General features: G+C 64.0%; 32 protein-coding genes, 1 tRNA gene and 1 pseudogene. 19 read left to right on the top strand and 15 right to left on the bottom strand.

The genetic code is table 11. The features are described from left to right. Positions 1-34 precede the first annotated feature (34 nt). Complete coding sequence (locus tag WDM24_RS10485; RefSeq protein ID WP_338831115.1) at positions 35-1,672, bottom strand: isocitrate lyase; 1,638 nt, start codon at positions 1,670-1,672, stop codon at positions 35-37. 140 nt (positions 1,673-1,812) lie between these two features. On the opposite strand from WDM24_RS10485, the gene WDM24_RS10480 reads away from it, so the two are divergent. After that, positions 1,813-3,252, top strand: coding sequence for a helix-turn-helix domain-containing protein (locus tag WDM24_RS10480; protein WP_029081491.1), 1,440 nt, complete (start codon positions 1,813-1,815; stop codon positions 3,250-3,252). A gap of 26 nt (positions 3,253-3,278) precedes the next feature. Here the strand turns inward: WDM24_RS10480 and WDM24_RS10475 are convergent, their stop codons facing one another. Both WDM24_RS10475 and WDM24_RS10470 read right to left on the bottom strand, forming a co-directional pair. Beyond that, positions 3,279-5,540: a calcium-binding protein gene (locus WDM24_RS10475; protein ID WP_338831114.1), complete on the bottom strand. Its 2,262-nt coding sequence runs from the start codon at positions 5,538-5,540 to the stop codon at positions 3,279-3,281. Positions 5,541-5,830: 290 nt separating this feature from the next. Beyond that, positions 5,831-5,881 (bottom strand): annotated as a pseudogene (locus WDM24_RS10470) (hypothetical protein); the annotation flags it as partial. A gap of 97 nt (positions 5,882-5,978) precedes the next feature. On the opposite strand from WDM24_RS10470, the gene WDM24_RS10465 reads away from it, so the two are divergent. Then, complete coding sequence (locus tag WDM24_RS10465) at positions 5,979-6,227, top strand: helix-turn-helix domain-containing protein (protein ID WP_338831113.1); 249 nt, start codon at positions 5,979-5,981, stop codon at positions 6,225-6,227. 347 nt (positions 6,228-6,574) lie between these two features. Here WDM24_RS10465 and WDM24_RS10460 read toward each other — a convergent pair. Then, positions 6,575-6,651, bottom strand: a tRNA-Pro gene (locus tag WDM24_RS10460). 79 nt (positions 6,652-6,730) lie between these two features. On the opposite strand from WDM24_RS10460, the gene WDM24_RS10455 reads away from it, so the two are divergent. From WDM24_RS10455 to WDM24_RS10440, 4 genes are read left to right on the top strand one after another with little or no spacing between them, the layout of a single operon-like run. Continuing rightward, positions 6,731-7,717, top strand: a complete 987-nt coding sequence (locus WDM24_RS10455) for an L-threonylcarbamoyladenylate synthase (RefSeq protein WP_338831112.1) — start codon at positions 6,731-6,733, stop codon at positions 7,715-7,717. A 30-nt stretch (positions 7,718-7,747) separates the two neighbouring features. Beyond that, positions 7,748-9,175, top strand: coding sequence for an FAD-binding oxidoreductase (locus WDM24_RS10450; protein ID WP_338831111.1), 1,428 nt, complete (start codon positions 7,748-7,750; stop codon positions 9,173-9,175). A 14-nt stretch (positions 9,176-9,189) separates the two neighbouring features. Further along, positions 9,190-9,627, top strand: a complete 438-nt coding sequence (locus WDM24_RS10445; RefSeq protein WP_338831110.1) for a GNAT family acetyltransferase — start codon at positions 9,190-9,192, stop codon at positions 9,625-9,627. Between the two features lie 19 nt (positions 9,628-9,646). Continuing rightward, positions 9,647-10,228 (top strand): NUDIX domain-containing protein, encoded by a 582-nt coding sequence (locus WDM24_RS10440; RefSeq protein WP_338831109.1) that lies wholly within the window; start codon positions 9,647-9,649, stop codon positions 10,226-10,228. 55 nt (positions 10,229-10,283) lie between these two features. Here WDM24_RS10440 and WDM24_RS10435 read toward each other — a convergent pair whose 3' ends face one another. Beyond that, the gene (locus WDM24_RS10435) at positions 10,284-10,724 is read right to left on the bottom strand and encodes a hypothetical protein (RefSeq protein WP_338831108.1); all 441 of its coding nucleotides are present in this window, start codon (positions 10,722-10,724) and stop codon (positions 10,284-10,286) included. Between the two features lie 263 nt (positions 10,725-10,987). On the opposite strand from WDM24_RS10435, the gene WDM24_RS10430 reads away from it, so the two are divergent. Beyond that, on the top strand, positions 10,988-11,236 hold the full coding sequence (locus WDM24_RS10430; RefSeq protein WP_166298668.1) for a hypothetical protein: 249 nt from the start codon (positions 10,988-10,990) through the stop codon (positions 11,234-11,236). 150 nt (positions 11,237-11,386) lie between these two features. Continuing rightward, entirely contained in the window at positions 11,387-12,079 is a 693-nt protein-coding gene (locus WDM24_RS10425; protein ID WP_338697346.1) for a glutathione S-transferase family protein, read from the top strand. Between the two features lie 15 nt (positions 12,080-12,094). On the opposite strand, the gene WDM24_RS10420 is transcribed toward WDM24_RS10425, so the two are convergent. Next, on the bottom strand, positions 12,095-12,568 hold the full coding sequence (locus WDM24_RS10420; protein WP_338831107.1) for a hypothetical protein: 474 nt from the start codon (positions 12,566-12,568) through the stop codon (positions 12,095-12,097). A gap of 126 nt (positions 12,569-12,694) precedes the next feature. On the opposite strand from WDM24_RS10420, the gene WDM24_RS10415 reads away from it, so the two are divergent. Then, positions 12,695-13,462: a 3-oxoacyl-ACP reductase FabG gene (locus WDM24_RS10415; RefSeq protein WP_338831106.1), complete on the top strand. Its 768-nt coding sequence runs from the start codon at positions 12,695-12,697 to the stop codon at positions 13,460-13,462. A 169-nt stretch (positions 13,463-13,631) separates the two neighbouring features. Then, the gene (locus WDM24_RS10410; RefSeq protein ID WP_166298672.1) at positions 13,632-13,892 is read left to right on the top strand and encodes a helix-turn-helix domain-containing protein; all 261 of its coding nucleotides are present in this window, start codon (positions 13,632-13,634) and stop codon (positions 13,890-13,892) included. Positions 13,893-13,899: 7 nt separating this feature from the next. Here WDM24_RS10410 and WDM24_RS10405 read toward each other — a convergent pair whose 3' ends face one another. After that, positions 13,900-14,883 carry a hypothetical protein gene (locus tag WDM24_RS10405; RefSeq protein WP_338831105.1) on the bottom strand — a complete coding sequence of 328 codons (984 nt, stop codon included), beginning with the start codon at positions 14,881-14,883 and terminating at the stop codon, positions 13,900-13,902. A gap of 129 nt (positions 14,884-15,012) precedes the next feature. Here WDM24_RS10405 and WDM24_RS10400 point away from each other — a divergent pair, with 129 nt between their 5' ends. Further along, entirely contained in the window at positions 15,013-15,540 is a 528-nt protein-coding gene (locus tag WDM24_RS10400) for a collagen-like protein (protein WP_338831103.1), read from the top strand. 15 nt (positions 15,541-15,555) lie between these two features. Here WDM24_RS10400 and WDM24_RS10395 read toward each other — a convergent pair whose 3' ends face one another. The 3 genes from WDM24_RS10395 to WDM24_RS10385 form a co-directional block, all read right to left on the bottom strand. Further along, positions 15,556-15,969, bottom strand: a complete 414-nt coding sequence (locus WDM24_RS10395; RefSeq protein WP_338831102.1) for a hypothetical protein — start codon at positions 15,967-15,969, stop codon at positions 15,556-15,558. 76 nt (positions 15,970-16,045) lie between these two features. Next, the gene (locus tag WDM24_RS10390) at positions 16,046-16,273 is read right to left on the bottom strand and encodes a hypothetical protein (RefSeq protein WP_338831101.1); all 228 of its coding nucleotides are present in this window, start codon (positions 16,271-16,273) and stop codon (positions 16,046-16,048) included. An 88-nt stretch (positions 16,274-16,361) separates the two neighbouring features. Continuing rightward, positions 16,362-16,628, bottom strand: a complete 267-nt coding sequence (locus WDM24_RS10385) for a DUF2277 domain-containing protein (protein ID WP_166298675.1) — start codon at positions 16,626-16,628, stop codon at positions 16,362-16,364. 120 nt (positions 16,629-16,748) lie between these two features. Between WDM24_RS10385 and WDM24_RS10380 the strand changes: the two genes are divergently transcribed. Further along, on the top strand, positions 16,749-16,994 hold the full coding sequence (locus tag WDM24_RS10380; RefSeq protein WP_029084053.1) for a DUF2188 domain-containing protein: 246 nt from the start codon (positions 16,749-16,751) through the stop codon (positions 16,992-16,994). A gap of 14 nt (positions 16,995-17,008) precedes the next feature. On the opposite strand, the gene WDM24_RS10375 is transcribed toward WDM24_RS10380, so the two are convergent. Beyond that, positions 17,009-17,710, bottom strand: a complete 702-nt coding sequence (locus tag WDM24_RS10375; protein WP_338831100.1) for a metalloregulator ArsR/SmtB family transcription factor — start codon at positions 17,708-17,710, stop codon at positions 17,009-17,011. Between the two features lie 139 nt (positions 17,711-17,849). Here WDM24_RS10375 and WDM24_RS10370 point away from each other — a divergent pair, with 139 nt between their 5' ends. Beyond that, positions 17,850-18,251 carry a nuclear transport factor 2 family protein gene (locus WDM24_RS10370; RefSeq protein WP_338831099.1) on the top strand — a complete coding sequence of 134 codons (402 nt, stop codon included), beginning with the start codon at positions 17,850-17,852 and terminating at the stop codon, positions 18,249-18,251. On the opposite strand, the gene WDM24_RS10365 is transcribed toward WDM24_RS10370, so the two are convergent. Continuing rightward, positions 18,248-18,421: a hypothetical protein gene (locus WDM24_RS10365; RefSeq protein ID WP_338832591.1), complete on the bottom strand. Its 174-nt coding sequence runs from the start codon at positions 18,419-18,421 to the stop codon at positions 18,248-18,250. The two genes, WDM24_RS10370 and WDM24_RS10365, sit on opposite strands and share 4 nt — an antisense overlap. Between WDM24_RS10365 and WDM24_RS10360 the strand changes: the two genes are divergently transcribed. The 4 genes from WDM24_RS10360 to WDM24_RS10345 all read left to right on the top strand — a co-directional run bounded on the left by WDM24_RS10360 (position 18,420) and on the right by WDM24_RS10345 (position 20,889). Continuing rightward, positions 18,420-19,424: an alpha/beta fold hydrolase gene (locus WDM24_RS10360; protein ID WP_414645704.1), complete on the top strand. Its 1,005-nt coding sequence runs from the start codon at positions 18,420-18,422 to the stop codon at positions 19,422-19,424. The genes WDM24_RS10365 and WDM24_RS10360 overlap by 2 nt on opposite strands. 16 nt (positions 19,425-19,440) lie before the next feature. Then, positions 19,441-19,788, top strand: a complete 348-nt coding sequence (locus tag WDM24_RS10355) for an MmcQ/YjbR family DNA-binding protein (RefSeq protein WP_166298679.1) — start codon at positions 19,441-19,443, stop codon at positions 19,786-19,788. Between the two features lie 153 nt (positions 19,789-19,941). Beyond that, entirely contained in the window at positions 19,942-20,295 is a 354-nt protein-coding gene (locus WDM24_RS10350; RefSeq protein WP_338831098.1) for a hypothetical protein, read from the top strand. A gap of 168 nt (positions 20,296-20,463) precedes the next feature. Then, entirely contained in the window at positions 20,464-20,889 is a 426-nt protein-coding gene (locus tag WDM24_RS10345; RefSeq protein WP_338831097.1) for a hypothetical protein, read from the top strand. A gap of 97 nt (positions 20,890-20,986) precedes the next feature. Here the strand turns inward: WDM24_RS10345 and bfr are convergent, their stop codons facing one another. Beyond that, positions 20,987-21,475 (bottom strand): bacterioferritin, encoded by a 489-nt coding sequence (bfr, locus tag WDM24_RS10340; RefSeq protein WP_029084046.1) that lies wholly within the window; start codon positions 21,473-21,475, stop codon positions 20,987-20,989. 189 nt (positions 21,476-21,664) lie between these two features. Beyond that, positions 21,665-21,940, bottom strand: coding sequence for a (2Fe-2S)-binding protein (locus tag WDM24_RS10335; RefSeq protein WP_338831096.1), 276 nt, complete (start codon positions 21,938-21,940; stop codon positions 21,665-21,667). Between the two features lie 352 nt (positions 21,941-22,292). Between WDM24_RS10335 and WDM24_RS10330 the strand changes: the two genes are divergently transcribed. Both WDM24_RS10330 and WDM24_RS10325 read left to right on the top strand, forming a co-directional pair. Continuing rightward, positions 22,293-22,616, top strand: coding sequence for a hypothetical protein (locus WDM24_RS10330; RefSeq protein ID WP_166214431.1), 324 nt, complete (start codon positions 22,293-22,295; stop codon positions 22,614-22,616). Between the two features lie 237 nt (positions 22,617-22,853). Then, the gene (locus tag WDM24_RS10325; protein ID WP_029084043.1) at positions 22,854-23,138 is read left to right on the top strand and encodes a hypothetical protein; all 285 of its coding nucleotides are present in this window, start codon (positions 22,854-22,856) and stop codon (positions 23,136-23,138) included. 156 nt (positions 23,139-23,294) lie between these two features. Here WDM24_RS10325 and WDM24_RS10320 read toward each other — a convergent pair whose 3' ends face one another. Next, complete coding sequence (locus WDM24_RS10320) at positions 23,295-24,527, bottom strand: lytic murein transglycosylase (protein WP_338831095.1); 1,233 nt, start codon at positions 24,525-24,527, stop codon at positions 23,295-23,297. Positions 24,528-24,578 lie beyond the last annotated feature (51 nt).

Below are 24,578 nucleotides of genomic sequence, written 5' to 3'. Positions count from 1 at the left end.
TCCAGCCGATATTTTGAATGATCCGTTCGATCGATTAGCCGAACTGGTTCATCGTGTTGTGGGCGCCGCCCGCCTTGAGGGCAGCCTCACCAGCGAAGTACTCCTTGTGATCGTCGCCGATGTCGGAGCCCGCCATGTTCTGATGCTTCGCGCAGGCGATGCCCTGACGGATTTCCGCACGCTGCACGTTCTTGACGTATCCAAGCATGCCCTGCTCGCCGAAATACTCCCTCGCGAGATTGTCGGTCGACAGCGCAGCCGTGTGATAGGTCGGCAGTGTGATCAGATGGTGGAAAATGCCGGCGCGCTTGGCTGAATCGGCCTGGAAGGTGCGGATACGCTCGTCGGCTTCGATCCCCAGCGGCGTGCCGTCGTATTCCGCCTTCATCAGTTCGGCGCGATTGTACTTGCTGACGTCCTTGCCGGCTTCCTTCATGGCGTCGTAGACCTGCCAACGGAAGTTGAGGGTCCAGTTGAAGGACGGTGAGTTGTTGTACGCCAGCTTCGCGTTCGGAATGACCTTGCGAATGCGATCGACCATGCTGGCGATCTGCTCGATATGCGGCTTCTCGGTCTCGATCCACAGCAGATCGGCGCCGTTCTGCAGCGAGGTGATGCTGTCGAGCACGCAGCGATCCGCACCAGTACCGGGACGGAACTGGTAGAGGTTGCTGGGCAGCCGCTTCGGACGCATCATCTTGCCGTTTTGGTTGATGATGACATCGCCATTGCGCGCATTGGCGGCCGTCACTTCCTCGCAATCAAGGAAGCTGTTGTACTGGTCGCCGAGGTCGCCGGGCTTGTGGCTCACGGCGATCTGCTGCGTCAGGCCGGCACCGAGCGAGTCGGTGCGGGTCACGATGACGCCATCCTCGACGCCGAGCTCGAGGAAGGCGTGGCGGCAGGCGCGGATCTTCGCGATGAACACCTCGTGCGGCACGGTCACCTTGCCGTCCTGGTGGCCGCACTGCTTCTCGTCGGAGACCTGGTTCTCGATCTGCAGGGCGCAGGCACCCGCCTCGATCATCTTCTTGGCGAGCAGATAGGTCGCCTCGGCATTGCCGAAGCCGGCGTCGATGTCGGCGATGACGGGCACGACGTGGGTCTGGAAGTTGTCGATCTTCTCGATCAGCGCCTTTTCCTTCGCCTTGTCGCCTTCCTTGCGGGCAGCATCGAGGCTGCGGAAAATGTCGTTCAGCTCACGGGAGTCGGCCTGACGCAGGAAGGTGTAGAGCTCCTCGATCAGGGCCGGCACCGAGGTCTTCTCGTGCATCGACTGGTCGGGCAGCGGTCCGAACTCGGAGCGCAGCGCCGCGATCATCCAGCCGGAGAGGTACAGATAGCGGCGATCGGTATTGCCGAAGTGCTTCTTGACCGAGATCAGCTTCTGCTGGGCGATGAAGCCGTGCCAGCAGCCGAGCGACTGGGTGTACTTGGTGCTGTCGGCGTCATAGGCGGCCATGTCGGCGCGCATCAGCGCAGCCGTGTAGCGGGCGACGTCCAGACCAGTCTTGAAGCGGTTCTGCAAGCGCATGCGCGCCACAGCTTCGGCGGTCACGCCGTTCCAGGTGTCCTTGTCCTTGAGCAGCGCTTCGGCCGCCTCGATCTCGCTCTGATACGAAGCCGGTCCCTGGATGACCCGGTCGCTGATCCCGCGCGGTTGGAAGTTCATGTCCATGATCCCTTCGGTGACGAAATAACTGGTCTCTTTGTAAGCCCGGCCTCACCGGGAGCTAGACCTAGCGCGGAAAACTTGTCATAACTTACAAGAAACCGATGTATTGTTGTAAGAATATTACAATGGATTAGGCGATGGCAACGTCGAGCGCCCGTTCCGTCTTCATGGGACCACGATTGCGTCGGCTCCGGCGCGACCTGGGGCTGACCCAGGCCGACATGGCGGCCGATCTCGAAATCTCCGCCCCCTATGTCGCGCTTTTGGAGCGCAATCAGCGGCCGGTGACGGCGGACATGCTGCTTCGCCTGGCCCGCACCTACAAGATCGATCTGGCCGATCTCGCCGGCGATGGCGGCGCCGACCACACCGCGCGCATGCAGTCCGTCCTGAAGGAACCGATGTTTGCCGACATCGACATCCCCACGCTCGAAGTGAGCGACCTCGCGGTCAGTTATCCCGGAATGACGGAAGCGTTCCTGCGTCTCTACACCGCTTACCGCGAGGAGCAGCTGGCGTTGGCGGAGCGCAGCGCGCCGGACCTGGCAGGCGCCGCATCATTTCCGGGTCAGGAGAATTTTGACGCCAACGATCCGGTCGCGGAGGTCAGGCGCTTTCTCGCCGCACGCCGCAACAATTTCGCCAGCCTCGACGACGCAGCCGAGCGCCTCGTCCATGAACCGGCCGGACCTGCCGGATTTATCGAACGGCTTCGCCAGCGCCATAACCTCCAGGTTCGCTATCTGCCGCCCAACGTCATGCTCGGCTCGGTCAGGCGGCTGGACCTTCATCGCCGGCAATTGCTGATCGAGGACTCGCTCGATACCGCCGGCCTCAATTTTCAGTTGGCCAAGCAACTAGCCTATCTCGAACTGGAAGACGAGATCAGCGCCGCGGTGGAAGCCGGCAAGTTTACCTCCAAAAGCGCCGAGCTGCTGGCCCGCCGCGCGCTTGGAGCCTACGCTGCCGCCGCGCTCATCATGCCCTACTCGGTGTTTGCGAAGGCGGTCGAAACGCGCCGCTACGATCTGGAGGCGCTGGCGCGTCAATTCGGCACCAGCTTCGAGCAGACCGCGCACCGCGCCACGACCTTGCAGCGGCCGGGGCTCGAGAAGGTTCCGTTCTTCCTGATCCGCGTCGATCCCGCCGGCAACATTTCCAAGCTGCTCGATGGCGCCGGCTTCCCGTTCGCGAAGCACGGCGGCGCGTGTCCGCTGTGGTCGGTCCACGGCATCTTCAAGACGCCACGCCAGATCGTCACGCAATGGCTGGAATTGCCCGACGGACAGCGGTTCTTCTCGATCGCCCGCACGGTGACCGCCGGCGGCGGCGCGTTCGGCGCAATCCGCGTCGAGCGCGCCATCGCGATCGGCTGCGCGGCCGAATATGCGGGCCAGCTGATCTACACCCGCGACGGACAGGGGCCGAACGCAGATGAGCCGACGCCGATCGGCGTCGCATGCCGTGTCTGCCATCGCCCAAGATGCGCGGCGCGCTCGGCGCCACCAATCGGACGCGAGATTCTTCCCGACGATTTCAGGACCTCGAGCGTCCCGTTCGGTTTCTCGGCGGATTGACGGTATCCATTTCCTTCGAAAGCGGTCTAGCTTCCGATCCTGAAATCGCTCGCCGTCACGGTCGCGGCGGTCGCTCCGTTCAGCCACACCGCCGTGTCGGCATCGACCTGAACCACGAAATAGGCGCCGTTCTGGTACGAATGCGACAGGACGTCGGAGAAGGAGTGAAAGCCCGAGCCGTTCAACTGCACGGTGTCCTTGCCTTCGGTCCAGTCCTGCACGACGTCGATGCCGCCTTGGCTGATGTTGAACGTGTCGACGCCGATGCCACTGCTCGGACCACCGCCGGCGCCGCCGAAGTAATAGTTCACGCCGGTGCCGCCATCGAAATAGTCTCTGCCGGAATCGCCGATCATGACGTCGACGCCGCTGCCGCCGAAGAACTCGCTATCGCCGGAACCGCCGTAGAAGTAGTTGTTGCCGCCCGCGGCGCCGTACATGAAGTTGGTGGCGCCTTCGCCGATCATCACCGAGCCGTTCGGGCCCGCGACGAAGACGTCTTCGCCGGCAGGCCCGCCGAAGGCCTCCGAACCCGCAGCGCTGGAAAGATAGAAATAGTCCAGCGATGTTGCCGTCCCGCGGCCGACCTCGAGACTCTCGCCGCTGCCGCCGACATAGACGTCATTGCCCGTGCCGCCATACATCGTCGAATTGCCGGAGCCACCATAGAAGGTGTCGTTGCCGTTGCCGGCCTCGATGAGGTCGCTGGCCGATCCTGCATAGAAGACGTCGTTGGCGTTGCCACCGGCCTGCGTCCACGGCCCCCAGACGGTGCCGTCATTGGCGCGCACCCACACGATGTCGCTGGCTGAATCCGCGACATAGCTCAGCTGCGAAAGCTGCGCTGGCGTGACGGTGTTGTCCTGGTTTGCAGGCAGTGGTGTGCCATTGAGCTCGAACTCCCCGTCATTGGTCGCTGCATTCCAAACTTCGTATTCGGTGGCCGGGCTGCCGAACGGATCGCTGTAAGAGAACAGTGATGTTGCGGCGAAGGTTTCGCCGGACGTCCAGGCCAGGTTCGAGACCGTCACCACCGGCCCGGCATCGACCGGAGCCGAGACCTGAAAGATCGTCCAAGGGCTCCACTCCGAGCCATTAGAAGCCTCGACCCAGATCACATCGGGGCCGGAGCCGGATCGGTACGTGGTCTGCGCGAGCTGCGCCGGCGTCAGATAGAGATCGGTCTGGCTCGGCTGCGCAATTCCATTCACGAGAATCTGCGCGCCGCCGCTGCCAGTGTCGTACACTACATATTCCGTGATCCCTGCGCCGGTCGGATCGCTGGCGCTGAACAGGCTCGACATCGCAAACGTCTCGCCGTGGGTCGCGGTCACATTGGAGGCGACGACTTGCGGTCCTGGAATGCCGACGAAGCCGTGCTGACCGGTGGAATCATTGTAGTCGCCATAGATCTCGCCGGCGGCGTTGACCCCGAGGATTTCGGTGTCGGTGGCGCCCGGGACATCGACGGTCGTGAATACCCCGCCCTGATCCAGGAAACCATCCAGATGGCCGCTGGCTTGGGCGTAATAGCCGGCGATCTCGCCGTTGTCGCCGACATAGGAAATGGAAGTGTAGGTCGAGCCGGGACCGGCTATCGTTGTGTAAGCACCGTTATTGTAGACGAACCCGTATTGGGCGTTGGAGCTGGTCTCATAGGTGCCCACCACCTCGCCGGAGGCGGTGACGCCGACTGCGCTGCTCGAATAGGATCCGGGCGGATAGAGCGCGGTGAAGGTGCCGTTGTTGTTGAAGAAGGCATGCGTCCCGCTGGCATCGGTGATCGCTCCGACGATGACGCCTGATGCATTGACGCCGAAGACCGACGTTGACGTTGCCAGGGGATCGTCGATCGTCTCGAACGAGCCGTTGTCGTCGAGGAATCCGTGAACGCCGGTGAACGTGCCGACATAGCTGCCGAATAGCTCGCCGGCTGCGGTGATGCCCGAGATAACGGTGGTGGCGGCAAAGGGAAAGTCGATCGTCGTCGTGACGCCGCCACTCTCGATAAAGCCGTGTTGTATGTTCGACCAGTCGGTGAAATCGCCATAAAGCTCGCCGGACGACGTGACACCGACAACATCCGTCTGGTTGCTTGATGCCGGGGGATCGTAGAGGGTGACCGAACCGTTATGGGCGGCGGTAATGCCGTGCCAATCGCCGTCCATATCGCCGACGTTACCGACCGCAAGCCCTGAGGCATCGACACCATCGACGCTGATATAGACAAAGCCGTTGCTGCCGTACCCGCCGGGAATATCGATCTTGTAGAAGTTGTAGTTTGTCATTGTCGTACGCTCGGAGCAGTTGCCGATGCAGGTGTGTTGGCATCGGCACGCGAGCGGTTCGATTCATTACGATCTTTACATCTAGGGCGACCCCGCAGGCGAACTCGGCGTGACTGTCAGTGTCTGGTTGGTTTCGTGACTTGTCCGACGGGGATTGACGCCCATGGCAAGGGCCGATCGGCCAACGTAAAGTGCGCGCGAGCCCCGGCAATCACCCTGGCAATCAAAAGGGCTGCGGTTGTCACACCGCAGCCCCACAGCGGATACAGCCGCGGCTATATCCGAAACACTTACTGGCAGGGATACCGCCGGCCTTCCTTTGCCGCGAACGTGTTCGACGCTGGATCGTACGAGCGATAGCGTTGCGCGCAAGACGCCGCGTGCTGCTGGGCCGCAGCGGCTTCCTGCTGCGCGGCGGCGTTGGCTGCACCGGCCGCGATGACGCCGCCGATGAGGCCACTTCGACTTGAAGCGATCCATGATGAGCTGTCGCGACCGGAGACCCTGCTTCCGATCAGCGAAGTTGCACTGAAGTGGGGCTTTACCCACATGGGCCGCTTTGCGGCGTCGTACCGGTCCGCATTTGGCCAGTATCCATCCGATACGGTCCGGCGAGCACGAGGGTTCTGCGGCTGGAAGCGCTTCGGTTGCGCCCGGCAGTTCCGGTGGCGGTGCGGCCGACGCTAAAAATGGACTCGCTCGCCGGGCGGGGAGACAGGCGCCTGAAGTTGAGCACTACTCGCCGCGAGGTATTCGTGCTTTGATGCGAACCGAAAATCAGCTCAAGGTCCAAGGGAGGACGTGTGGTGCTTGGCGATGTCCCGCGCAACGTCGCGCCAGGGGCCGTTTCCCTTGCGCTCCCCAATCGCCCCGTCTCCGGTTCCGAGCGGCGCAAGATCGTAGCGGCTCTGTCTTGCGACTCGCCGACCTCCAGGACTTGGGTCCGGAAATCGGCGGACATGGCTGCCGCGCCCGAAATCATCGCGCATTTCGTTGCACGCGAAAAACACAGAAACTATAAGTGCTTGGAAGAATGGTCGGAGTGGCAGGATTCGAACCTGCGACCCCTGCGTCCCGAACGCAGTGCTCTACCGGGCTGAGCCACACTCCGACTAAGAGGCCGGCTTATAGCGTCGGGCTTCAGGGACCGCAAGGGACGACAAGGCACCGAATTGAGGAATCTAGTCACAGTGGAAACAGGCCTGAAAACACACGTTCTGCCGGCCGGCGCAGCCGCCACCGCGACCGCCGCCGGGGTTTTGGCCGAGGGCGGTCTGGTGGCCTTCCCGACCGAGACGGTTTATGGCCTTGGCGCCGATGCCGGCAACGCCGCCGCGATCGCCCGGCTGTATGAGGCCAAGGGCCGGCCGGCCTTCAATCCGCTGATTGCCCATGTCGCCGATCTCGGCGCCGCCCGCCGGATCGCCCTGTTCGACGGCCAGGCCCTGCGGCTCGCGGAAGCGTTCTGGCCCGGTCCGCTCACCCTGGTGCTGCCGAAGGCCCTCTCCTGCCCGGTCGCGGAACTCGCGACCGCCGGGCTCGATACGGTCGCGATCCGCATCCCGGCCCACAAGGTGGCGCGCGACATCATCAAGGCGTTCGGCGGTGCCGTGGTAGCGCCGTCGGCCAATCTCTCCGGCCATGTCTCGCCAACCACCGCCGAGCATGTGAACGGCGATCTCGCGGGCCGCATCGACCTGATCGTCGACGGCGGGCCGGTCGAGGTCGGCGTTGAATCCACCATCGTCGGCTGCTTCTCCGATCCGGTGCTGCTGCGGCCGGGCGGGCTGACCCGCGCCGAGATCGAGCGCGTGCTCGGCCACCCGTTGCAGTCGCCGCCGCCGGACGCCGAGACCGACGCCCAGCCGATCGCCCCCGGCATGCTCGCCTCGCACTACGCGCCGCGGACGCCGGTCCGGCTCAATGCCAGCGACGTCCATGTCGGCGAAGCCCTGCTGGCGTTCGGGCCGGCCAAGGTAGCGCGGCGCGAATGCGCCTCGGTGGAGATGAACCTGTCCGAGCGCGGCGATCTCGCCGAGGCCGCCGCCAATCTGTTCGGTTACCTCCGCACCCTCGACAAGAGAAACGCGGACGCAATCGCGGTGATGCCCATTCCCGAGGACGGGCTGGGCGAAGCCATCAATGACCGGCTGCGCCGTGCAGCGGTTGGGCGGTAAATCCCGACACACGTGAAAGACCAAGAAAAAATGAACATCGTCCAATCAGCGGTGCCGCCGCTTCCGCCCGAATTGCTTGCAAAATTCCGCGCCATCGTCGGTGAGAAATATGCGGTGACCGACGCCGCCGACATCAAGCCTTACGTCACCGAGGAGCGCGACCTGTTCCAGGGCCGCTCACCGCTGGTGCTGCGCCCCGGCTCGACCGCCGAGGTCGCTGCGATCTGCAAGCTTGCGACCGAACACAAGATCGCGCTGGTGCCGCAGGGCGGCAACACCGGCCTGGTCGGCGGCCAGACACCGCATAATGGCGAGGTCGTGGTGTCGCTGCGGCGCCTCGACAAGATCCGCGACATCGACGTCGAATCGAACACCATGACCTGCGAGGCCGGCGTGGTGCTGCAAATCGCGCAGCAGAAAGCCAGCGAAGTCGATCGGCTGTTTCCGCTGTCGCTCGGCGCCGAAGGCAGCTGCACGATCGGCGGCAACCTCTCGACCAATGCCGGCGGCACCACGGCGCTCGCCTATGGCGTGGCCCGCGAAATGGCGCTCGGGCTCGAAGTCGTGCTGGCCGACGGCCGCGTGCTGAACGCGCTGTCGAAGCTGAAGAAGGACAACACCGGCTACGACCTGCGCAACCTGTTCATCGGCGCCGAGGGCACGCTCGGCATCATCACCGCGGCGACGCTGAAACTGTTTCCGCGGCCGCGCGCGATCGAGACCGCCTATGTCGGCCTGAAGTCGCCGGCGGCGGCGCTCAAATTGCTGTCGATCTCGCGCAACGAGGCGGCAGGCAGCCTGACGAGCTTCGAACTGCTCGCCGACGTCGCGGTCGATTTCTCGATCCGCCACGGCATCGATATCCGCGATCCGCTCGAGAGCAAGCACCCCTGGTACGTGCTGATGGAATTGTCGTCGTCGCGCGACGACGCGCGCGACACGCTGGAGGCGATCCTCGCCCAGGGCATGGAGGACGGCATCGTCGATGACGCCGTCATCGCGGCCAATTTGAGCCAGCGCCAGGCGTTCTGGAAACTGCGCGACGAGATGTCGGCGGCGCAGAAGCCGGAGGGCGGCTCGATCAAGCACGACATCTCGGTGCCGGTCGCAGCCGTGCCCGCCTTCATCGAGGAGGCCAATGCGGCGGCGGTGAAGCTGATCCCGGGCGCGCGGCCGGTGCCGTTCGGCCATCTCGGCGACGGCAACATCCACTACAATGTCAGCCAGCCGGTCGGCGCCAATACGGCCGACTTCCTGGCGCGCTGGCACGACGTCAACGCCGTGGTGTTCGAGATCGTGCTGCGGATGGGCGGCTCGATCTCGGCCGAGCACGGCATCGGCGTGCTCAAGCGCGACGAACTGCCCGACGTCAAGGACAAGGTCGCGATCGAACTGATGCGGCAGGTCAAGGCGATGCTCGATCCGCTCGGCATCATGAATCCGGGCAAGGTGCTGTGACCGCGCAGGCGACGATGCCCTCCCTCGCCATTGCTCCGATTGCCGATGCCGACGTCGCCGATGTCGTCGCACTGTGGCTGGCGTGCGGTCTGACGCGGCCGTGGAACGATCCCTCAGCCGACATCGCGCTGGCGCGCCGCGGACCGAACTCGGCCGTACTGGTCGGCCGCGACGCCGGCGCGATCGTCGCAACCGCGATGGTCGGCCATGACGGCCATCGCGGCTGGGTCTATTACGTCGCGGTCGACCCTCGCCGCCAGGGCAAGGGGCTTGGCCGCACCATGATGCAGGCGGTCGAGGACTGGCTACGCCAGGCCGGCGTGCCGAAGCTGCAATTGCTGATCCGCCGCGAGAACGCCAAGGCCAGCGCGTTCTACCAGACGCTCGGCTACGAGGAGTCGACCTCGGTCATGCTGGCGAAATGGCTCGACGGCCGCGAAGCGACGCCGTGAGGGAGTTGAAGGGTTACGCATGAGCATCGCCGACCGCGTTCGCGTCAAGGACGTCCGCGTCCTCTCCAAGGCCCGATACCTGCTCACCAGCACCACCTTCGACTATCGCCGCCGCAATGGCGAGTGGCAGACCCAGGTCCGCGAAAGCTATGACCGCGGCAACGGCGCGGTGCTGTTGCCCTACAATTTGAAGACCCGCAGCGTCGTGCTGGTGCGCCAGTTCCGCTATCCCGCTTTCGCCAACGGCTATGACGATCTCCTGATCGAGGCCGCCGCCGGCATGCTCGACGACGCCGCGCCGGAGGCACGCATTCGCGCCGAGGCGGAGGAAGAGATCGGCTACCGGCTCGACCACGTGCGGAAGGTGTTCGAAGCCTTCATGACGCCGGGCGCGGTGACCGAGAAGCTGCATTTCTTCGTCGCCGAATACGACGCCGCGATGCGCATTGGCGAAGGCGGCGGACTCGCCGACGAGGGCGAGGACATCGAGGTGCTCGAACTCCCGATCGACGACGCGCTCGCCATGATCGGCGACGGCCGCATCGTCGATGCCAAGACCATCATGCTGCTGCAATACGCGGCGCTGCATCTGTTCAGGTGAAACGCCCTCCGTCCCGGCCTGTTGCCGGGACGGCATCGCGCGTGCACTCAATGCTCTACCGCATCGTGATCGCAAGGCCGCTCAGATCGGCATTGGCCATCAGACCGACCTGGTGGCCGGTCAATTCGAGCACCGCGCCTTTCTGATTGGTCAGCACGATCGCGCGGGCGCCGCGGCCGACCGCAAGCCCCGCGCCCGCTGCGCCGTAGACGCCGGCAACGTCGGACGGACGGTTGATGTTGCTGACGCGGCCGCGCAGCACGGTCTTGGAGCCGCCGAACACCAGACCGTAGTCGAGACCGCCGGTCGAGAGCGCATAGGAGCGGCCGCGGAAGGTCAGGACACCACTGCCGCCGGAGCCGCCGATGATCCATCCCGCCTTGTAGATCGTCAGCGTCACGAAGCCGCTGTCGGCACGGGCCGCCGAAGAGAAGGCAAGGCCGATGAACGCCATCAGCGCGACCAGCGCGGCGCGAAAGGTGGATGAAAGTTTCATGTACGGTCTCCCCAGGAGTTACTCAGCCGATTTGCTCAAATCGATTTGCACGCGTCGCGACGACGGTGCGAATCGCAACGCGCCGACTGTAGCAAGCGCATCATCCGGCGCAATTTGGCACAGCGCCGGCCGGATATTTCCGCGCAATCGGCGTTGAACCTGTTCCCGGGGTTGTAACACTCACTGCATGTCCGGGGCGATCGGCCCCAGAGCTCCACAATTGCCTTGCGGAGCGTGCATTTTTTCACACCGGAGATTTCCCCATGCGTCGTCTTGCGATTGCCTGTGCCGCCATTGCCGCCACCGTGCTTGCCGCGGCAAGCCCGGCCAGCGCCAACCCCTATCACCTGATCCGCTGGCAGGACACCGGCTTCTGCCAGATCTGGGACCAGAGCATCCCGACCACGCCGTGGCCGGCGAACTTCTCGGTCGTCAGCGAGGAATTGCCGACCTTCGATGCCGCGTTCGTCTACAAGACCGGCCTCCTGAACAACGGCACCTGCGCGTTCTGAGCCGTATTCGAACTGCGGGGTGGGCAAAGGCGCGCTCGCGCCGTGCCCACCATTCCCGTTCGAACGTGAGATGGTAGGCACGCTGGCGATTTGCCCACACTGCGTTATCCTGTCGTAGAGCCCCCTGTTCAACCTTTGGGACGGTGCGACATGCTCACACTCTATTCCTACCCGCCGCTGTTCGGCGTCGCCGACAACAACGGCTACGGCTTGAAGGTGTTTGCCTTCCTAAGGCTCGCCGGCGTGCCGTTCCGCCACGAGCACATCTTCGACGCCTCGAAGGCGCCGCGCGGCCAGCTGCCCTATATCGTCGACGGCACTGACACGGTCGGCGACAGCGAGACCATCCTCGCCTGGCTCACCCGGAAATATCGCCTTTCGATTGATGCCTCGCTGACGCCGCAACAGCGAACGCAGAACTTGCTGATCACACGAATGCTCGACGACCTCTATTGGGTGATGTCGTATTCGCGCTGGAAGGACGAGCGCTACTGGCACTTGTTCCGCGATGCGTTGAAGCAAGAGCACCCGGCGCTGACGGACGAGGGTCTGCTCAAGGCGAAAGAATACAATGCCCAGCGCTACTACTACCAGGGCATCGGCCGCTTCGATCCCGATGCGGCGATGGCGCGCGGCCTTGCAGATCTTGCCGCGATCGCTGCGCTGATCCCGCAGCAAGGCTATGTGCACGGCGACACGCCGACCGCGATCGATGCCGGACTCTATGGTTTCATCGCTAACATCTATTTCTACGATATCGAGACGCCGCTGAAGCAGTTCGTCGTCGCCCACGACAACATCGTGCAGCATTGCCGCGCCATCCATTCCGCCGTGAGCGCCTGACGGCCAGAGCATTCTCTAGTGATGCTTGATCAAGGCGTCGCGGGCGGCGGCGAGTTCGAGGAATGCCGGACCGTTGCCGCCACCGTCGGGATGCACCGTCTTGGCGGCGCGCTTGAAAGCCTGATGGATTTCGTTCGCTGCAAGGTGGCGGCCAAACGGCAGGCCGAGCAATTGCCGGTACCGCTCTTCCTGAGTCAGCACCTTCGGTGTCAGGCCACGCCGGCCGAACCGCGGCGCGGACAGCGTGTGCAGCGCATCGCTGACGATGCCGAGACGGCGCAGCGCCATCGACCTGGTGCGGCGGTCGGCCGATTTCAGCGCCGCCTGGCGCAGGATCGGCAGCACCTGTGCGGCCGCATGCCGCAGCGTCTCGTCGAGGTCGGTCGCGGCGATCTCGGCGATCATCCTGGCCATCTCGCGATAGTCGGGGTCCGGCGCCGCGCAGAAGCGCTCGATCGCAACTTTCCAGTGTCTGATATGCGGGTCCATCTCCGCCGTCCGTCCTGTCATCCGAATCCGGATAACAGCAACGCGCAAACGCGGCTTGGCGTTTCGCTTGGCGCAGTTTTGAATAGTGTTGTCGACAACGCTCAAAAATCAGAACGAGGAAACGCCATGGCCCTTCTCGACAATCACATCGCCGTCATCACCGGTGCAGGCTCGGGCATCGGACGCGCCATCGCGCTGGGCTACGGCCGCGAGGGTGCGCGGGTCGTGCTGCTCGACATGAACGGCGATGCGGCGGCGGAGGCGGCCAGGGAGATCCGCAGCGCCGGCGGTAAGGCGGAGAGCTTTGTGCTCGACGTGACCGATCGCGACGCCTGCATCGCGATGGCGAAGCAGGTGGCCGACAAGGTCGGAGCCGTCTCGATCCTGGTCAACAATGCCGGCATCGCGCGCCGCAACGGCATGCTCGGCACTGAGGAGGCCGTGATCAAGGATTGGGAAGACATCATCTCGATCAATCTCACCGGCGTCTTCAACGTGACGCATTCGTTCCTTGCGCCGCTGCGCAAGAACAAGGGACGCATCGTCAATATCGGTTCGATCCAGTCCTTCGTGCATCTGCGCACGCCGAGCTCGCCGGCCTATACCGCCTCCAAGCATGGCGTGCTCGGCTTCACCAAGGCGCTGGCCGCCGAGCTCGGCAAGGATGGCGTGCGCGTCAATGCGATCGGCCCCGGCTTCATCGAGACGCCGCTCAACGAGAAGGTGCGCGCCACCAATCCCGACCTGGTCAAGGTCTTCATCGACCACACCCCGCTCGGCCGCGCCGGCAAGCCGGAGGACATCGTCGGCCCAGCGATCTTCCTCGCCTCGGACCTGTCGGCCTACGTCTCGGGATCGATCGTGATGGTCGATGGCGGTTACCGGACATTGTGACGGATGGAACCGCAATCGTGGCGATTTCTAGGTATTTTGCTTACAGAGCAGGGAGTTAGGTGGATATTAAGGACTTGTTAACCAAACCGGCACACCGTGGATATACGGGGTAGTTGTTTCTCGATGTCTTCGCTTCACCGACGAAGCGGGCGTTGATCGGGAGGAGTACATGTCCTACGCGTCCACCGTGCCGTCGCCGGAAGTTATGCTGCCGTCGCTGGCTCCAAATGAAATCGTTCCACTTCTGATCGGCGCGACCGTCGATGAAGTCGAGCGGGAACTCGTGCTGCAGACGCTCGCGCGCTGCGACGGCAACCGCACCCGCGCCGCCCGCGTGCTCGGGCTATCGGTCCGGACCTTGCGGAACAAGATCCGCGAATATTCCGCCGAAGGCATCGACGTGCCGTTGAGCGAGCACGCCGCAGCCTGAGTGGACTTTAGATCAGGTCGATCACAAGGCGCCGCCAGCGCGACAACAGCTGGCGGTCATCGTCACCGAGACAGCGTGCGAGATGCACGTCGGTCGTCGCTGTCAGTTGCAGCGTCCGGGCGACCAGTGCGGTCGCATAGTCCCAATAGAAGCGGCGGCCGATCGGGTCCGCCGCGACCAGGGATTTTGCGAGGATCTCGACATAGATCGCGGTCGTGGCCTGGTGCCACAGCAGACCTGCGCGCATCTCCGCAGAGGGCGCGCCGGTCCGTGCCTGCCACATCAGCCAGTAGCTCTCCTCTCCTGCTGCCCAATCCGATGACGGCAGGGACGGATAGAGGCACGGCGAGCAGCATTCAAGCGGCCGCATCGTGCGCGCGTCGCAGAACACGGAATAGCCGAGCCTATCATACCAGCTGACGCGTAGCAATCTGCGGAGCTCGGCCTGTTCATCCGCCTCGAGTTGCCGCCTGCCCGCTCGTTCGAGATCGGCGATGATCGTTTGCAGGCGGTCACGATCGAACGGCTCGACTTCGAGCACCACGCCGATGTTGCGCGGAAACAGCGCATCGAGCATGCCGACCATCTGGCGATAGAACGCGTGCGCCAGGCCGCCGCCGCGCCACGCCGTCCCGATGCCGACATGGTTGCAATAGATCAAATCGCTTGCATGATCATAAGTGAAGAAGCCGAGCCCGATCGCACGCCCGGCGGCGCGGAGGATGAAGCAGCGCGAGTCGAGCCGATAGGACATCTTGCGGCCGCCGACGCTGAAATGCCGCCGCTCGCCGACATCATCCGACAGCAGCCAGCGCACAATGTCGTCAGCGCTGTCGCGCTCACTTGCGGGAAACAGCTCCTCATAGAGATCGAGCACGCCCGTGCTGCGAAAGCTCGCTTCGTCAAGCACATCGCGTCGCGTTACGACAATGTCGAGCGGTTGCGGTCCTTCGCCCGCGGCCTCGCCGTGCCTGTCGTTCGGAAACCGCAACCCGCCCTCCGTTGTCATATGCACATGGAATTATGACTGTTGATCGCTTCCATCCGTGCGGACGGGCAGAATTGAAGCCGTCGTCCAACCTCTGTTACAAGCGGCTTCACATCGCGACGGAGCATATCAGTGGCTGACGAAACAACTTCCCGCCAGGGGTCACGAGGAGCGCAGGGGCCGCAGGGTCGTCAGGGCGAGCCGGGACGGCCCGGTCCGCAAGGACATCCGGGCCGGCCGGGGCCGGAAGGTGTGCGCGGCAAGCCTGGTCCGCAGGGCAAGGCCGGAGCGGTCGGAAAGCCAGGCCCGCAGGGCAAGCCGGGAGCGCAGGGCAAGGCGGGCGTGCAGGGTCCGCGTGGCGAAGCCGGTCCGCAGGGGCCGCAGGGTCCGGCCGGCCCGCGTGGTGAAGCCGGCCCGCCCGGACAATTGCCGTCGATCGAGCAGGTGATGCCGTGGCTGCACATGATCTTCGACGCCTGGGAAGACTACAAGCGCACCAGGGAGCACGAAGCCGCTGAGCTCGCCGAGCGCGATGCCGCCGAGCGCGCCGCCGCGGAGGCGATCGCGCTCGATGTCGATGCGATCGACTTCGCGGAAGATGACGACGAAGACGACGATCACAAGAAAAAGAAGAAGCACCGCAAGAAGGACAAGAAGTAATCGTTCCTGTCTCTCTTATCCGCGCGGGCACTCCTTGTAACCGAAGCGGTCGATGATCATCGCGCCCGGGATCGCGTGGAATTCCAGCGTGTCCATGTAGTGGTGCGCGAGAACGTATTGTCGCAGTGCAGGCTTGTAGGCGTCCAGCATCCGCTGGGTCGACATCGCATTGATGTTGCGCTGACGGTCATGGCCGGCATGAAACAACAGCGTCGCGCTGCGCTCGACGCAGACATTGCGCAGCCCCAGGAACAGCGTGCAGTTCGACTGGCAATGCCCCTTGATGCGGAACAGCTCGCCGGAGGCGTTGGCGCGATCGATCTCGGGCTGGAATTTCGCGATCCAGCCGCCCATGCCGTAGCCTTCGGACGTGCCGGCAAAAGCCGCTGACGACGTCAGCGCGACGACGAGCGCGATGATGATGCGCATGGTGCCCCCTCAGGTCGCAACAAACAACGCCCGTTGCAGCCGGTTTGCAAGGGTGACGCCCTGTGTGACGCCCTGTTTATCGCTCCGGGTCCGGATTGGCCGGAGGATCGGGGGGCCGGACGGGGTGCACGAGCTGGAAAACCCAGCGCATCGCGTAGTACGAGGCAACGCCGGCGAACGCCCCGCAGACCGACAGGATGATGACGTTGGCAAGGTCGATCGTCCCGCTCGACCACAGCATGCCGCTCGTCCACAGGACGGCGAACGCGATCGAGCAGAGGGCGAGCAGGACGGCAGGCTTCATCGTGTTGCTCCGGGGCCGGGATGAACGGCAAATCATGCCCCGGGGTAGGACGCCTTACCGTGACCTGCGTCACGGACTGGCTGTGGCCTCAGCCGAACCGCAGGCGCGAACGCTCCCTCGCCTTCTCCGCCTCCACCTCGCGATCGCGGGTGGGCGCCGCGGTCTGCAACGAGATCAGGAGCTTGCGCGCGGCGTCCGAGACCTCGGTCACCGCAAGATTGAAGGCGGCTTCATTGGACTGCGACGGCCTGTTAAAGCCGGACAACTTGCGCACGAACTGCAGCGCGGAAGCTCGGATCTCGTCCTCGGTGGCGGGCGGCTCGAAGTTGAACAGCGTCTTGATATTGCGGCACATGTCGGTCTCCCTCGCCCGCAGCAGCGGGGCGGCTCTCTCAAAGACGATCGGCTGCTGCAAAATACGACATCGTGGGCTATTCTGGCACCCTCATCGTCCCACGGCGCAGCGAGGTTCCGGATGAGCCACGTGATCTACAAGGTCGTCCAGCACGATGGCGGCTGGGCCTATACCGTCAACGGGGTGTTCTCGGAACCGTTTCCAACCCATGCCGCGGCGCTTGCCGCCGCCCGGCGCGCCGCCAATGAGCAACGTGTTCCCGGGCGCACCGAGGCGATTCAGTATGAGACGTCGGACGGCAAATGGCTGACCGAAACCGCCGCCGGCAACGACCGCCCGGAGACCGAGGTTGAAGACGGACGCTAATTTGCTTCCGCGGCTCAGAACGGAACCTGCACGCCAAGCCGATCGAAGAACGCCCGTCCCCGGTCGGTGATCCGCAACGCGCGCGGAATGCGATGCAACGCAACGCCGCGCATCTCGACCAGCCGCGTCAGCACGGCATTGGCGAAGGGACCGGCGAGATGCGGCACGCGCTCGGTCCAGTCATTGCAGAGCCGCAGATGCGGCTGCCGCGCCGGATCGAAATCGATCCCTTCGGCCCGGCACCAGGCCAGCCCCTGCTCCGTCACGCGACCATCGCGGCCGTCGATGACGACAAGCCGGCGGCGGATCAGCGCATTGGACAGCAGCACCCCGAGCTGGCCCGCAAGGTGATGGTAGCAGGTGCGCGATTGCCTGAGCTGCTCGGCCGGCATCGCACGCCGGCGCCCGGCGGAAGTCTTGGCAGCGCTCTTGGCGGCGAGATCGACCAGGCTCTCAATCAGCGCCGCGACATCGTCGTCCCTGATCCGGTAATATCTGAACCTGCCCTGTGCCCACACCGAGAGCACGCGCGCGTCCACCAGCTTCTGCAGATGCGCGCTGGCGCCTTGCGGCGAAATGCCGGCGACCGCAGCAAGCTCGCCCGCCGGCAGCGCCTTGCCGTCGGCCAGCGCACTGACCATCGCCTCCCGCACCGGATCGCCCAGTGCCTCGGCGATCCGCGAAAATCCCGTCTGCACCGATTGGGATGATCCCACCGCATCGTCCTCCGTATCGGACCGGAACGTCCTACAAGCATTCGCAAGGCCGCGAAACTCATTTCAGATTTTCCTGAAACGTCGCGGCCGCCTGATCCGGTCAGATCGGCGCCGTTCAACGAAGCCCAAGGGAACAATCATGACGGCCAACAGCACCGACGCGGAACGCATCTACAAGCTCTGGGACGAAGCCCTCGGCAACAAGGACCTCGAGGCGGCACTAGCGCTTTACGCATCCGACGCCTCGATCGAGAGCCCCTTGGTCCAGCACCTGATGCAGACCAGGGATGGGATCGTCCGCGGCCGGGACGCGCTGCGCGAGTTCATCACGCGCGTGTTCCGAACCAACCCGCCGCAGCGCCGCCGCTTCAAGCAGGGCTTCTTCAGCGACGGCCGGATCCTCACCTGGGAATATCCGCGGCAATCGCCCGACGGCGATCAGATGGATCTCGTCGAGATCATGGAGATCGAGGACGGCCTGATCCAGCGTCACCGCGTCTACTGGGGATGGTATGCGCTGAACGTGCTCAGGGAGAGCTAGCCGAACACTTCTTCGCCAGCCGCGCCGGGCAGCTCTCGGACATCGCTTGCCGTCATGCTAGGCTTGCGGCCAAGCGGCTGGACAAACGCGCCGCGGGTGGGAAGAAGCATGATGTTCCGTTGGTGCGCGGCGCTTGTGGCCGCTTTCGTCTCGATGTCGGTAATGGCCATGGCTGCAGATTATCCCGCCCCGCAGGATGGCGAGTGGATCGCGAAGGACTTCAGGTTTCACAGCGGCGAGGTGATGCCGGAACTGCGGCTGCACTACACCACGCTCGGCGCACCGACCGGACAGCCGGTGCTGGTGCTGCACGGTTCCGGCGGCTCGGCCGCCAGCATGCTGACGCCGACCTTTGCCGGCCAGCTGTTCGGCCCGGGCCAGCCGCTCGATGCGTCGAAATACTACATCATCATTCCGGACGGCATCGGGCACGGCAAATCCTCGAAGCCGTCGGATGCGATGCGGACCAGCTTTCCGAAATACGACTACAACGACATGGTCGATGCGCAGTACCGGCTCGTCACCGAGGGGCTCGGCATCAAGCATCTGCGGCTCGTGATCGGCAACTCGATGGGCGGCATGCACACCTGGATCTGGGGCGTGCGCTATCCGCAGATGATGGACATTCTGGTACCGATGGCCTCGCAGCCATCAGCGATGGCCGCGCGCAACTGGATCCTGCGGCGGACCATGCTGGAAACAATCCGCAGCGATCCCGACTACAATGGCGGCAACTACACCAGCCAGCCGCGGATGATGAAATACGCCATCGCGGCCTATCGCTTCGCGAGCGCCGGCGGCACGCTCGGCTATCAGACGCTGGCGCCATCGGCACCGCAGGCCGACAAGATGGTCGATGACCAGCTGGCCCTGCCGGTCACGGCTGACGCCAACGACTACATCTACCAGTGGGAGGCCTCGCACGATTATGATCCGTCCACCGGGATGGAGAAGATCGATGCCACCCTGCTCGCGATCAACGCTGCCGACGATGAACGCAATCCACCGGAGACCGGCGTCACCGAGGCCGCGGTGAAGCGGATCGGGAACGGCAAGATCTATCTGATCCCGGCGAGCACCGAGACGCGCGGCCACCTCACGACCGGCGACGCCAAATTCTATTCCAGGCAATTGCTGGAATTGCTGCAGACCGCGCCGCAACACGCGACGTAGCGATCGAGGTCAGGCGATGTCGGCAAATGGCTTCCGTCGCGTTGCGCTGAGCCTGCCCGAGGTGGTCGAAGGCGCGCATCACGGCCACGCCGATTTCCGTGTCGGCAAACGCATCTTCGCAACGCTCGGCTATCCCGACCAGGATTGGGGCATGGTGAAGCTGACGCCGGAGCAACAAGCGATGGTGGTCGAGGCCGAGCCGGAGATCTTCCGGCCGGTGCCGGGCGGCTGGGGCAAAAGCGGCAGCACCAACGTCCGTCTCGCGAAAGCCGATCAGGTCACGCTGCGCAGCGCGCTCAGCATGGCTCGGGACAATATCGCGGTGAAGCCCGCGAAGAAGGCACGCGCGAAGACGGCATCCTGAACGCATCGATCTCGCACCGCATCAAGCCGTACCGCGTTGCTTCGCTCATTCTTTGAGCATGCATCTCGCGCGCGGTTCGTGCCTAATCGCGCAAACACCGGATTCGCGCACGACCCGCGCGGGTGACGCAGAAGTTTTCGCCGGAGGAAGGCAATGCGAAGGCGCACGCATCTCGCGGTGCTTGGGTGGCTCGCCATGATGGCGGGCGCTGCGCTGGCTTTCGACAACGGTCAATACGAGAACGTGCCGCCGGATATCCGCGCCTGGTTCAAGAGCGTGATCGCACCGAATGGCGTGCCGTGCTGCGACATCTCCGACGGCCATCGCACCAGCTACGACGTTCGGGGCGGCGCCTATTGGGTGCCGATCGAGGGCGAATGGATGATGGTGCCGGAACGCGCCGTGATCCGCGATCGCGGCAATCCGGTCGGCGAAGCCGTGGTGTGGTACGTGCATCACCGCGGCGGCATCATCATCAGTTGCTTCGTTCCTGCCGATGCGGTCTGACAGCCCCCGCCGGCTGCGCCGCGCGACGGCGCGATCAGATCGCGCCAATTTGAAACATTTACCTCCTGTTAACCTTACTTTTTAACCAATAATTAAGGATGAGTTTGCGGGCGCAACGCGGCCCGTCCTAGCGTCCGCACAATGCTCCGTAACCGATTGGTGCGTGCCATGGCTTGTCGAACAACGGCGTATCGAACTTGTGGGGCGCTGATTGCGTCCTTTGGCGTTGCAGCGCTGCTGCTTGCTTCCTCGACTGAGACCTATGCGAGATCCGGGACGGCGCCGCGCGGCACGTTTAGCTCGCACCATCCGGCCTTCCGCCATCACCTGCGCGTGCCCGGCATCGTCCTGCCGGATGCGGGCGGATATTATGATGGCGCCGCCGGCGTGCCCTTCGCCGCCGACGTCCCCCCTCCGGTCTCGAACGACGTTCGCTACACCTACACCCAGGACGTGCCCTGGGATTGGGCGCATCGATATCCGCCGGCCGTGGTGCCGTCGGATCGCCCCTATGTGTCGAGCTGCCCGACGGAGAGCGTCACGGTGCCCGGGCGCGGTGGCGACCGCACCATCAACATCATCAGGTGCTACTGACCCGCGCCGCTGCAATCGGAAGCGCGAAAGCAAAAGAGGCCGCCCGCAAGGACGGCCTCTCGCAGTTTGGGAGCCGCTCTCCGAGCGACGGAGGCGATCAGGACTCCTCGCCCTTCAGATGACCGACGTGCTTCTGGGTGTAGAGCTCAAGACCGATGCGCTTGATCAGGTCGAGCTGGGTCTCGAGGAAGTCGATGTGGTCTTCCTCGTCCTTCATCAGCTTCTCGAACAGGTCGCGGCTGACGTAATCCTTGACGCCGTGGCAGTAGGTCGCCGCCTCCTGATAGAGCGTGCGGGCGCCGATCTCGGCGGCCAGGTCGCACTCGATGATCTCCTTGACGTCCTGGCCGATCTTCAAGGGATCGAGTACCTGCAGGTTCGGGAAGCCGTCGAGGAACAGGATGCGATCGACGAACTTGTCGGCATGCTCCATCTCCTCGATGGATTCCTTGCGCCAGACCTTGGCCATCTCCAGGAGGCCCCAATTGTTGAGCATCCGGTAGTGCAGCCAGTACTGATTGATGGCGGTCAGTTCGCTGCGCAGCCCCTTGTTCAGATAATCAATGACCTTCGGGTCGCCTTGCATGATCCACTCCACCTGTCGCGGCCAACGCTGGCCGGTTTGAATTTAGAATGTTTCTAAATCAGATTCACGGCAAGAGCAACCCTGCGCAGAAACGGCGCGTGGATAGCCGGATTCGGGTGGATTTGCCGTGCGTTTTCGCGCGAAGCGGAAGCCGGTTCGCGTGAAGAAAAAGCGTCGAAAAAAGCAGCTTTAGCAGGCCGCGAGCGCGAATTCGGTCGACTCGGCGTCGTCCTCATTGTCAGCATGCGGATGGCCGGCATGGGGACAGCCGGCGCAGCAGGCCTTGGCGCAGGGACCGAGCGCCTCGTCGATGATCGCCTTGATCGTGCGCGCGCAGCGGCCGCATTCTGCACTGCAGCCGAGGCAGCCGTACACCTGCTTGGCATTTCGTGTCACGGGCCCGCCGGCACTCACGGCATTGCGGACATCGTGGTCGCTGAGGACGTTACAGGAACAGACAATCATCGGAGAAAGGCGGGTCCATCGGTGATGCTTGGCAATATGGATATTGTCGCCCCCGGCGGGATGCAAAAGGAAAAACCAGTTCTTGTAGCAATTCCAAACTGATGCGGGATTCATATTGGAACGAGTCTAAATCGAAAGCGGACTCGCCGCGGATTCCGGGCAGTTTGCGGCTCAATTCCCGGCTCCACCGCCTGGCTCGGTTTGTGCGCTGCAAGGTAGTCAAGTGACTGCAGGGATTCGGTCGCGATTGCGGCAGCCTCGTTCATTGATCATTCAAGCAGAATATGGAACCCTTGAGCTCGACAGATTGCTTGCATACGCTGTCCTCGGCTCCCGTGAGAAAGGTCATGCCATGAAGAAGACATTGCTGGCGCTCGGCGCCGCCGCCACTCTGGCGATTTCGGCTGTGGCGATGCCCGCCCCGGCCCAGGCACAACGCGGAGTCGCCGCCGGCGTCGCCGCGGGATTGATCGGTGGCGCCATCGTCGGCGGCGCGATCGCATCGCAGAACGGCTACTATGGTCCGGGATACGCTCCCGGCTACTACGCGCCCGGTTACGCGCCCGGTCCGGCCTATGTCGCCGAGCCCGGCTACGGTGCCGATTGTGTCTGGCAGCGCCAACGATTCTGGGACGGCTACTCCTGGCGCGTGCGCAGGGTTCGCGTTTGCGACTGATCGCCGTTCATCTCGATTAAATCGAACCAGATGTCCCGGAAAACCGACTGTTCTCCGGGACATCTGCTGTTGAAGGCCAGAAAAAACCGCTTTTCTACGCGATGAGCCTGCGGACGTTTACTTTCGGTTGACTGTTCTGCGCTGTTTAGCAAGACAGCAGTTCGAGATCAGCGTGCTGAGTCACCCAAGCCCGGCGTCGAACCAAGACGCCACCACCTTTCCAGGAGAGCCAAAGACATGAAGAAGACTTTAGCTGCCCTCGTTGCCGTTACCACGATTGCCGGTTCGCTGGCGGTTGCTCCGGCTGCCAAGGCTGGTGACGGCGGCGCCGTCGCTGCCGGCGTTGCCGGCGGCCTGATCGGCGGCGCCCTGCTGGGCGGCGCGATTGCAGGCGCCCGTCCGGCCCCGGTCTATGTTGCACCGGCGCCGACCTACGTCGAAGAAGCTCCCTGCCGCTGGGTTCGCGAGCGGTTCTGGGACGGCTACGGCTGGCGCTTCCGTCGCATCCAGGTTTGCGACTGATCGTTCGACAGGCTATCTGCATCCCCCTCGAAAACCCGGCCTCACGGCCGGGTTTTTGTTTTCTGGAGCGTTTTCGAGCGAAGCCTGTCCCGCACTTGATGCGGGATGGACACCGGTTCGCGTGAAGAAAACGCGTCAAAACAAAAAGCTAGAGCCTCAGCGCGCTCCGTTCATCGCGCGCAGCACCGCCTCGCTCGGCCAGCAATCGACCTTCAGCCCGGCCTGCTTCTGATAGGCGCCGAGCGCCGCGCGGGTCTGCATCCCGGCTTTGCCGTCGAGCTTGTCCTTGTAGAGGCCGATCCGCGTCAGCTGCTGCTGCATCGCCTCGACATCGGCCGAGCGCAGCTGCTTGGAGGCCGCCCATGGCGTCGCGAAGGGCTGCGGGCTCGTCATGCGGTCGGCGAGATGGCCGACGAACAGCACGTAGAGATCGGAGAAATTGTACTCCTTGATCACGAAGTAGTTCGGCGTGGTCAGGAAGGCCGGACCGTAGATGCCTTCGGGCTGCAGCAGCGAGGCCGATTGCGCCTGCTCCGCGGCGTTGAGCTTCTGCCCGCGTACCGGCACGAAGCCTGCCCGCAGCCACTGGCTGATCGGCTTGGTCACTTCAGGCACGCCCATCGTGCAATCGGCACTGGCCGGCGCCTGCACCTCGTAAGCCCAGCGCACGCCGGGCTGCCAGCCCTTGTTGACAAGCTGCTGCGCGGCGGAGGCGAGCGCGTCCGGCACCGAGTGCCAGATGTCGACGCGGCCGTCGCCGTCGAGATCGACGCCGTGCTTGTAGTATTCCGACGGCAGGAACTGGGTGTAGCCGGTCGCACCCGCCCAGGACGAGCGCAGCTCCTTGCGCGTCACCGCGCCCTCGCCGAGGATCTTCAGCGCGAGGATGAACTCGGTGCGGTACTGATCCTTGCGGCGGCCGACATAGGCCTGCGTCGCCACCACGCGCAGCGTGTCGTAGGGCAGCGAATAGCGGCCGTAGTCGGTCTCGCGGCCCCAGATCGCCAGCACGATGGTCGAGGGAACGCCGAACCGCTTCTCGATCGCATCGAGCGAGGGACGATACTTCTGCAACAGCCTCTGCCCCTCCGCCGCGAGCCGCGCGATCGAGGCTTCCTTGACGTAATCGGCCGGCACCTGCACGAACTCGGCCTGCGCCGGCGCGCCGGTCTTGGGACGTCCGGGCAGGATCAGATCGGGCAGCTTGTAGTCGGGCTCGAGCGCGCGCGTCTCGCGATCAAAGGTTTCGCGCGACACGCCGGCCTCCTTGGCCTCCGGCCACAGCGAGGCGATGAACTGGGTGAACGCGGCATCGGCGGCGTAGGTGGGCCGCTGCAGCGGCGCACACAGCAGCAGCGCGAATGCGGCAATGGTTGCTGGCCATTTCATGATCGATCTCATCCCGCGGAAACAGGCATTGCAATGTGAACTCGGCAATTG

Source organism: Bradyrhizobium sp. 27S5, from assembly GCF_037217225.1.
Taxonomy (GTDB): Bacteria; Pseudomonadota; Alphaproteobacteria; order Rhizobiales; family Xanthobacteraceae; genus Bradyrhizobium; species Bradyrhizobium septentrionale.
Note: the sequence above shows the minus strand (reverse complement) of the source record. Positions and strands in the feature narration are given on the sequence as shown.